Annotated in this window: 8 protein-coding genes; 5 read left to right on the forward strand and 3 right to left on the reverse strand. The window is 37.0% G+C overall.

All coding sequences use genetic code 11. The features are described from left to right. Positions 1–232 precede the first annotated feature (232 nt). The 5 genes from BW139_RS17875 to BW139_RS17895 all read left to right on the forward strand — a co-directional run bounded on the left by BW139_RS17875 (position 233) and on the right by BW139_RS17895 (position 3,144). Positions 233–466, forward strand: a complete 234-nt coding sequence (locus BW139_RS17875; RefSeq protein WP_076920554.1) for a hypothetical protein — start codon at positions 233–235, stop codon at positions 464–466. Positions 467–579: 113 nt separating this feature from the next. Next, on the forward strand, positions 580–1,158 hold the full coding sequence (locus BW139_RS17880) for a cold shock domain-containing protein (RefSeq protein WP_076920555.1): 579 nt from the start codon (positions 580–582) through the stop codon (positions 1,156–1,158). A 122-nt stretch (positions 1,159–1,280) separates the two neighbouring features. After that, positions 1,281–1,589, forward strand: coding sequence for a DUF6419 family natural product biosynthesis protein (locus BW139_RS17885; protein ID WP_076920560.1), 309 nt, complete (start codon positions 1,281–1,283; stop codon positions 1,587–1,589). Positions 1,590–1,795: 206 nt separating this feature from the next. After that, on the forward strand, positions 1,796–2,773 hold the full coding sequence (locus BW139_RS18435) for a hypothetical protein (protein ID WP_076920556.1): 978 nt from the start codon (positions 1,796–1,798) through the stop codon (positions 2,771–2,773). Then, entirely contained in the window at positions 2,770–3,144 is a 375-nt protein-coding gene (locus tag BW139_RS17895) for a hypothetical protein (protein WP_008113868.1), read from the forward strand. The genes BW139_RS18435 and BW139_RS17895 overlap by 4 nt, the downstream gene beginning before the upstream one ends. Before the next feature lie 87 nt (positions 3,145–3,231). On the opposite strand, the gene bktB is transcribed toward BW139_RS17895, so the two are convergent. From bktB to BW139_RS17910, 3 genes are all read right to left on the reverse strand, one after another. After that, positions 3,232–4,425 (reverse strand): beta-ketothiolase BktB, encoded by a 1,194-nt coding sequence (bktB, locus tag BW139_RS17900; RefSeq protein ID WP_076920557.1) that lies wholly within the window; start codon positions 4,423–4,425, stop codon positions 3,232–3,234. Between the two features lie 232 nt (positions 4,426–4,657). Then, positions 4,658–6,115 (reverse strand): aerolysin family beta-barrel pore-forming toxin, encoded by a 1,458-nt coding sequence (locus BW139_RS17905; protein WP_076920558.1) that lies wholly within the window; start codon positions 6,113–6,115, stop codon positions 4,658–4,660. A gap of 185 nt (positions 6,116–6,300) precedes the next feature. Then, complete coding sequence (locus tag BW139_RS17910; RefSeq protein ID WP_254844987.1) at positions 6,301–6,918, reverse strand: substrate binding domain-containing protein; 618 nt, start codon at positions 6,916–6,918, stop codon at positions 6,301–6,303. Between the last annotated feature and the right edge of the window lie 190 nt (positions 6,919–7,108).

The raw sequence follows: 7,108 nt of genomic DNA on the forward strand, positions 1-7,108 counted from the left end.
ATTTGAATGCAAGTCAATTCCACCATATAGTTTCATACTAAGCTCCTCGAGATACAGTTTATGTTTTGGTCAACACAACTGTATCGAAAAACTCGAGGAGCTTTCTATATGATTATCAAATCTTGACTTCAGACATCAAACTCATGTGGCAACCTTATAAGCGGCTTTTAAAATGCTGGTGGCTCACAAGCTAATTAATCTCTAAGTTAAATTTAAAATAAAAGGATTTTTTATGAAAGGTATTAAACGTATTTGGTTTTGGTTTACGCTAATTGTGTGCCCATTGTTAATTATTTTAGGTGTGGCTACCTTTGCACAGTTATTTGGGCAGTACATGTATTCTCAGCAATTTAGTTTTTCGTCGCTGTCTAGTTTTCAAATTGCATTTATGGGTGGCGGAATTTGTGCGTTTTCTGTATTTTTAAGCACATTAAAAGAAGCAAAAATACGCTTTTTTGCAAAATGAGTTAGTTAATAAGGAAAACTATGGTTGTTGGTGGGCTCGCCAAGGTGTGCTTGGTTTTGAGCCTCTTTTAAAACGGGTGTAAAATTAACAGCTATTAAATGGATGATTCAAGGATGAACAAAGGATTATTAAAATCGTGGAATGACGAGAAAGGTTTTGGCTTTATTAAATCAACTACACTGCAACACGATACCTTTATACACATTTCATCGCTCAAACACATGAGCCGTAAACCTAAAGTGGGCGACATTATTTACTTTGAGGTAGCGACTGCTCCCAACGGTAAAACTAAAGCTGTAAATTGCCGTATTGAGGGCGTACTCGCACAGCCACATATAAAAGCTTCATCAAGGCCGGTTAGAATAAGTAAAACCGCACATAAGAACTCACCTTTAATGAAACTTATAACACTTGGTATTATTTTTAGTATTGGTTTTAGTGTGTATAAAACCGGTTTTTTAAATACCAAGCAAACATCTGTAGTGACTAATGCTAACTTAGAATCATTTATGCCCGCTAGTTCAAGCTCACTTAATAAAACACAGCAAGCATTTCGTTGCGATGGCCGCCAACATTGTAGCCAAATGACCTCGTATGCAGAGGCATTATTTTTTATTCAACATTGCCCAAATACCAAAATGGACGGGGATAAAGATGGCGAGCCTTGTGAACGGCAGTTTGGAAATAAGTAGTTTTTATATTGGGGTTATTAATAAACTAAAAATTAGTTTTGAGCTCTTAGGTGGAATACGATTTTTAGTAATACAGTTATAAATAGCTGGTGGATTAAAAGCCATTTACCATGGAGGTTGTTATGTTTAAAGCAATAATTGGATGTGCTGTTATATTTTCGTTTGTTTGTATGTTACTCGCCGCCGCACCTTTTACGCCTGCGATCTCAGGTTCATTTATTATGCTGTTATTTGCAGGGGCTATTGGTTACAAGGGCTATCTGCAATCAAGCTTAATACTGCTGTTAATTAATACGCTGGCAGTTATTGGCAGCCCAGCTATAAATATAGAAAACACAGAAACATTACTGTTTTTGCCAATATTATTTTTAATCTCATTTGGTGGTGTTTTAGTAGGCGTAAGAAAGTTAACTTTAAAACACGTTTTGTAGACGAGAGTTTTGCCCACGTTTGAGGTAAAAGCGCTTTTTAGAATAAAACTTTATTTAAGTTGAAATGAAGTAGAAGAGAAAATTTAAGTATCAAAAAAAATGTTTCAGTTACATTATATATTTTATCAAGAATGAAGGCGGGAGTTATTGACTTCAAGCATCCAACATTTATAGTGTCGTTTAAAACTTTAAAAGGAATTTAAATTATGAATGAAATAATTCTATGTAATCGTAACCTCAGTGGCAGTTCATTAAAAAACGAATGCGGCATTAATATGGAAGGAATACTTTCATTAACCTGTCCAGATCCTGATATGCTCTTACCAAATAAGCCATACTTATTAAAAAGTGGAAACTCTACTACTGGAGCAACTGCTTTAGCTAAAATATCAAATCTTTCAAATGTAAAAAATCTTACCGATTTATCTTTGTCTTTTGGCGGTGATAATGTAGTTGCACTCTCTATGATTTCAGCAAAATTAAACGAATTTAATATTGGATTTATGGGCACGTCAACTAGCGTTTACGCAAAAAGAGTCGGCGATTTTGCAGATGCAGTAAAAGATTATCAGAAGTCACTCATGGAATACCGTCAAGCTGTTAAGAGCAAATCCCCAATAAAAGCTGCAGCTAAACAAAAAGCAAAGCTTGCTTTTGAAAAAATGCAGAACAAGTTTAGATTGGAAGTGAAAGCTGTCACTAGTCAAATTAATTCTAGGCGCGGTACTCCAATGAGCAACTTCAAAAGAGGGGCTGATATAGCTAGAAGTAGTCGAAGTGTTGCAAAATTAGACTTAATAAATCCTATACATGCCGATAACGTTGTGAAGTTTACTAAGTATGCAAAGTTTTTAGGTAATGGCTTAGCCGTTATCGACTTTGGAGGTCGAGTAGGAAATATTCATAATTCTTATAAAACAGATGATAATTGGGAACGAGAAATGTTTATTGAATCAACTAGTTTTGTTGCAAGTGCAGCTACAGGTATTGGGGTTGTAAATGCTGGGGCTGCAGTTATGACTTTTCTAGTTGTGGCAACGCCAGTAGGTTGGGTTGGCCTAATTGTTGGTGGGGCTTTGTTAGCAGGTGCAGCTGCTGGGGCTTCAATAAAGGTTAACGAAATTGTAAAAGAAGATGCCGGAGGGATATATGATTATATTATGGAGCAGGTTAATAAATTATGAGTGATAGAGAAATTTGGGTCGCTATATTAATTATGTCATCTATTATTTCTGGGATCCTTTATGTAGTTTTTGGCCAAATGACCGTACGTAAATTAAGAAAAAACCCTAAAACAAAAGATATACTCGGTCTAGAGGTTATTAGTGGTTGGGATATTATAAATGTTGCTCAAGCATTCTCCTTGCCAAGGCGTTGGTTACTTAAAATTGAAAAAAGTAAGTTTTCTTTTATGTATGCGCACTCTTCGTTGTTATTTGAAAATACAACCAAATTCGATAGATTTCTTGGATGTATCTTTTATTGGTTATTAACACTTTCGGGTCTATTTGGCGCTTTACTCGTTGTACTTAACTTATTTGGCGTTTTTAGTTAATTGGTGTAAATATTGAATTGGCTAGTTATGTGACTAGCCAATTCAATTATCAACTTTATTACTACAAAAATGATTTAGCTTTACTCATTAAAGCGCTTCAAAAATGGCTGCTATGCCTTGCCCGCCACCAATACACATTGTGACTAGCCCATATTTGCCTTGAGTTCGTTTGAGTTCGTACAAGCATTTAGTTGATAAAATTGCACCCGTTGCGCCAACAGGGTGGCCTAAGGCAATTGCACCACCATTCGGGTTTACCTTATGGGCAGGGAAATTTAACTCGTTTTCAACGCACAGTGCTTGTACTGCAAAGGCCTCGTTAGATTCAATTACATCCATGTCGTCAATGGTTAAGCCTGTTTTTTCAAATACCTGTTGTACTGCAGGAATAGGGCCGATACCCATTAAAGTAGGATCAACGCCTGCTCTGGCATAACCCACTAAACGAGCGAGCGGTTTTAAGCCTTGCTCATTGGCTTTTTGCTCTGACATAAGTACCAACATGGCTGCACCATCGTTTATACCTGATGAGCTTGCTGCGGTAACGGTGCCATCTTTTTTAAAGTAGGGCTTTAAAGTTGCAAGTTTATCGACTGTGGTATCGGCGCGAACATGTTCGTCGGTGTCAAAAATGTGCGTCCCTTTTCGCGACTTGATTTCTACAGGGAGTATTTGCTGTTTAAAATGACCTGCAGCAATGGCTTTTGCAGCTTTATGATGGCTGTTTGCTGCATACTCGTCTTGCTGCTGACGGCTAATTGAATATTTTTCTGCGATGTTTTCAGCAGTTATTCCCATCGGGTTATTATCCCATGGGTCTTGTAAGGTCGTGGTAAGCTCATCAACCATAGTGCTATTACCCATTTTTTGCCCCCAGCGATTACTTTCGAGGGTATAGGCAGAGCTACTCATGCTTTCTGCTCCGCCAGCAAGGGCTGCATCTACATCACCTAATTGAATTTGTTGTGCCGCTTGTATGATTGCTTCAAGCCCTGATCCACATAAGCGATTAAGCGTTACAGCGTGGCTGCTTATAGGTAACCCAGCATCTAGTCCAATGACCCTTGATAGGTAAGCGTCTTTTGGGCCGTTATGAATAACTTTGCCTACCACACATGTGCCAATTTGGTCAGGGGTAAGCTGAGATCTGGTTAGTGCTTCTTTTGCGCACAGTGTGCCAAGCTCAGCGGGGCTAAAATCTCTAAGGCTGCCACCAAAGCCACCAATTGCGGTACGAACCGCACTGAGTATTACTACGCTATTGTTTGTATTTTTTGCCATTGTGTTCTCTTATTATTTTTATATCACTTTGTGCTGAAATCTGTTTAATAGACAAAGGACATCAATACTTTTTATACATGCATCAAAGCATAACTTTTAAATAAACTAAAGGCGAAGTTGGTTTAGCTGAATGTGTTTTCTATTAAAGTGAACAGTAAAAGAGGTGGGTAATAATTATATTTTTAGTTTTAACTGATAAAATAGGGCTCTCATTATGAGAGCCCGCGGGGATTTATAAATCAATCATTTCAATATTAACAATTACATTTTTAAAACCAGCATCTTCAAACTCTTTTTTTAACTTTTCAGCACTAGAGTATTCACTCGTTGAAATGCTTCGCTTACTTCTTTGGTTAGTGACAAGTGGTGTTTCGTCACCAAAATAAACGCTACCAGCAAATTGACTTTGTGCATAAAAGTGGCCTGTTAGGGTTGTTTTTTTAGGTCTTAAAACATGACTTAAATAGTATTGCATTGTTGATAAGCTTGTTTGTTGTATCATCCAAGGCCAATCCCATTTTTTATTCTCACCTGGTATATAGCGGTGTTCCCATTGATACTCAATGCTTTTTTCTTGACCTGCCCAACGACCAATTACAAAATTAGCTGTTTCATCAGGTCTGTTTTCTGGGTGAGTTAATAAAGCATTGCCTCCCCATCGCATAAAGCCATCTATTGATAGGTTATAGGTAATATCTGCATCAAATGCATAAGGATACGATATTGATGATTTAAACAAATCGACCTTTGCATTAAGCTGTGTGTATGCTGGTACATTGGCTCTTGCCTGTACAACAACACGTTCGGCTTCAGAGCCGCCGTTACTTGTTCCCCAAGCTTGCTCCGCTGCGATTGTGACAGATAATGAAGTGTCTGATCCACCAGTAACAGAAGGGGACTTCCATGTGTTTTCAAGGGTAACAGATTCTGAAATACTGTAGTCATTGGTTTTTGACCAATTGGTTGCTGCATCGTATTCAATTGTAACGACAGATATTTGAGCTGCTGAAGTGTCATTCACTGCAGGGACTGATAACGTTTTAATTAGTTCTTTGTCAGCAGTAACAATATCACCTGTTATTTTATATGATTCGTTATCCATCACATATTCGAAGTCAGATACGGTAATCGCTGTTTTCTCGTCACATCGATAACCATCACAACTGCCACCGTTGTAACCTTGTATTTTCCATCCTGAGCCCGTTTTGGTCACCTCCATGTCATCACCAACATAGCTTGAACGATTTCCACCAACCCACGCAAATCCCATTGTGTGAGCAAGGTATGAAAGGGGTTTTATAAAACTCTCTTTTTGATTTACTAAGTCCCATTCAATTTGGCTTTGACTGCCAGGGGATACTTTTAATGGACTTAATGTAGGAATTTCATTAATGGGATCGGTAGGGTAGCACCAAGAATTTGCAGCAGACCCTTGTTTTATTTCACCTGCGTAGCCAGAGCCCATAATAACCCAACCATCAGCTAATCCCGTTATTTGCCACTTACCCATTTTATTAATAAGCTCGTTTCTGTAGGTTTGCGCTTCGGCCTTTGTTATTAATCTATTATCAGCTGAGCATAATCCAGCGCCTAAGCTTTCATTTTTAAGTTGATCTGGATAAATTGCCGTTGTGTTGGCACTTACAAAACTAGTGTGTGACAAAAGCAATAGGGGTAATATTTTTTTCATTAAGTTACATCCTTTAAAAAATTATATTTAAACTAGGCCCTAATTAAATAATCTAATTTTGGACCGATTTTGATTCTAAAGAACTAGCTAATTTTTTATAGAGACTTAAATGAAAGTTGGTTTTTCAAAAATATTAGTTGCTTAAACATTACAAAAAATTAATAAAAGTATAAGTGATGAGGTATCTACATTTTGATCACTTTAAGAGAATGCTCTAAAAAATCGATTAAGTAGCGTGTACTTTTTGGAATTAGTTTATCAGGCCATATCAGGTTTACATCTCGCTTAATGGGTGTGTACTGAGTTAATACCTCTACTAGGCTTTGGTCTTTTATATGCGGTAATAAACAATATTTTGGACCATAATAAACACCTCTTCCTTCAATAGCAGCTAATGCACACATTTCTATATCGTTAGAAATAAAGTTGGCTTGAGGTTTAAAAATTACCTGTTCACTTTTATTTGCTTTAAAGGACCAGTTTTCGAATGGCGAGCACGATATGTGGGGTAGTTTAGCTAAATCGTCAAAATTACTTGGTATGCCATATTGCTCAATTAAACTCGATGAACAAGCTAAAACAAAACTCATTTGGTTAATAACTTTACATATATTTTGTGAGCTATCTAGTTTTCCAATTCTAATGGCTAAATCAAACTCAGTGGCTTTTAAATCAAGGCGTTCATCCGATAGCATCATATGAATCTTAATATTTGGATAAAGTAATGTGAATTGATTTATAACGCCTGAGAAGTACACACTCTTTATAAAGTTTTGCGGCGCTATTAGTTTAATTTTACTCACTTTATTTTCACTGAAGTTCTTAAAATTGCACAGCGTAGTTTGTAAACCTTCTACATGGGCTAGTGTAGTGGTCAACTAATTTTGGCCACAGTTTTAGAATCTTGGTATCTAACCTCAGATTCATTTGGCGCTAAACCAGCATTATAATGATGTGGCCTAACGTTGTTGTAATATCCGTTGATATAATCAC

It is taken from the genome of Pseudoalteromonas sp. SK18 (genome assembly GCF_001974855.1).
Classification (GTDB): domain Bacteria; phylum Pseudomonadota; class Gammaproteobacteria; order Enterobacterales; family Alteromonadaceae; genus Pseudoalteromonas.